Source organism: Streptomyces sp. CT34, from assembly GCF_000805335.1.
GTDB lineage: Bacteria > Actinomycetota > Actinomycetes > Streptomycetales > Streptomycetaceae > Streptomyces.
Map to the genome: position 1 here is coordinate 5,451,484 of NZ_KN708638.1, position 1,422 is coordinate 5,452,905.

1 protein-coding gene and 2 pseudogenes are annotated in these 1,422 nt (G+C 76.2%); 2 read left to right on the forward strand and 1 reads right to left on the reverse strand.

Annotated features, from left to right (window positions below; all coding sequences use genetic code 11):
* Positions 1-355: pseudogene (locus RZ84_RS41660) on the reverse strand (TIGR00374 family protein); the annotation flags it as partial.
* A 187-nt stretch (positions 356-542) separates the two neighbouring features.
* Between RZ84_RS41660 and RZ84_RS23880 the strand changes: the two are divergent.
* Both RZ84_RS23880 and RZ84_RS41665 read left to right on the forward strand, forming a co-directional pair.
* Positions 543-914, forward strand: a complete 372-nt coding sequence (locus RZ84_RS23880) for an MGMT family protein (RefSeq protein WP_241777836.1) — start codon at positions 543-545, stop codon at positions 912-914.
* Positions 915-1,206: 292 nt separating this feature from the next.
* Positions 1,207-1,422, forward strand: a pseudogene (locus RZ84_RS41665) (UvrD-helicase domain-containing protein); the annotation flags it as partial.

Consider the following 1,422-nt stretch of genomic DNA (forward strand, 5'->3'; position numbering starts at 1 on the left):
CCGTCCGGGGCGCACCCCCCGGCGCGCCGTCCGCGGCTCTGTCGTGCTCCGGCTGCTCGTCCTGTTGCTCCTCCGTGTGCCGCTCGGGTGGCTCGGGCGCCGTGGGTTGTCCCGGCCTCTCGGACGCCTCGGGTCGTTCGGCCTTCTCGATCGTGCTCGCCTTTTCGGTCGCGGAAGCCGTGGTGGGCTTCCGTTGGTGCTTCCCCTGTTCCGCCGCCCGCGGCCCCTGTGGCCGCTCGGTCACTGCGGTCGGTTCCGGGGCGGTGCCGGCGTCGGCCAGCGCGTCAGGGGCGCCCGCCTCCCGTGGAGGCGCCGCACCCTGCTGCTCGGCCGTCTCTTCTTGATCTCGTATCACCAGTCACCGTCCGGAAGATGGTGGCACGGCCGTCCGGTCCGGGGAGGCATCAGGGTGCACTTGGGGGCCACGGGAAGCGGAACCACAGCCACCACACAGCCGCCCGTTCGCTTTCCGGACCTGCCCCGGCGAGCGCGGGACCGGACGTCCAAGGCCATTGTCGGTGCTGTAGGGCAGGATGGACCGAATGAGTGGGACCGGAGATACGGACGCGCCCGCGGAGCTGCCCGAGTACGCGGAGCGGGTCCTGGCCGTCGCCGAGCTGATCCCGGCGGGCAAGGTCATGACGTACGGCGATGTCGCGGAATGGCTGGACGAGGGAGGCCCGCGGCAGGTGGGCCGGGTGATGGCCCTCTACGGCGGTGCGGTGCCCTGGTGGCGGGTGGTGCGTGCGGACGGTGTGCTGCTGCCCGGCGGCGAGCTGCGGGCGCTGGCGCACTACCGCGACGAGGGCACGCCTCTGAAGGGGGCGTCGGCCGCCGCCGAGCGCCATATACCGCGCATCGACATGCGGCGGGCCCGGTGGGACGGCGACGGAGGCAACGGAGGCGACCGGTAACGGCGCGGCCGGGCCGGCGCCCGCCCCTTCCGGACCGGGGCCCGCCCGGCCTCCCGTGGGACGCGCTGCGCCACGGGTCCCGCCTGGCGTAGCGTCGGGCACTGTTGTCACGGCCGGCGCCGCCCGCGGCGGCCGGGCCGCGCCGCCTCCCCGCAGCCGACGCACCACGACCACCAGCACCTCCCCGCACCCTCCCAGGACCGGCGATCCACGTGAGTTCCTCCTTCCCGGCCGTCCCGCCGACGCAGCCCCACCGGGCGGCGCGGCGGGGCGCCCCCCGCCGGAGCGGACCGAGCCGCCCGTCCTGGACGCCGCCCAGCGCGCGGTGGCCGACCACCCGGGCGGACCGCTGCTGGTGCTCGCCGGGCCCGGTACGGGCAAGACCACGACCCTGGTGGAGTCCGTGGTGCGCCGGGTGCGGGCCGGCGCCGACCCGGAGCGGATCCTCGTCCTCACCTTCAGCCGGAAGGCCGCCGGCGCCCTCCGCGACCGGCTCCCCGCCCCCCCC

Excerpts from the sequence above, each read along its gene's own strand:
- RZ84_RS23880 (WP_241777836.1), top strand. The coding sequence starts at position 543 with ATGAGTGGGACCGGAGATACGGACGCGCCCGCGGAGCTGCCCGAGTAC.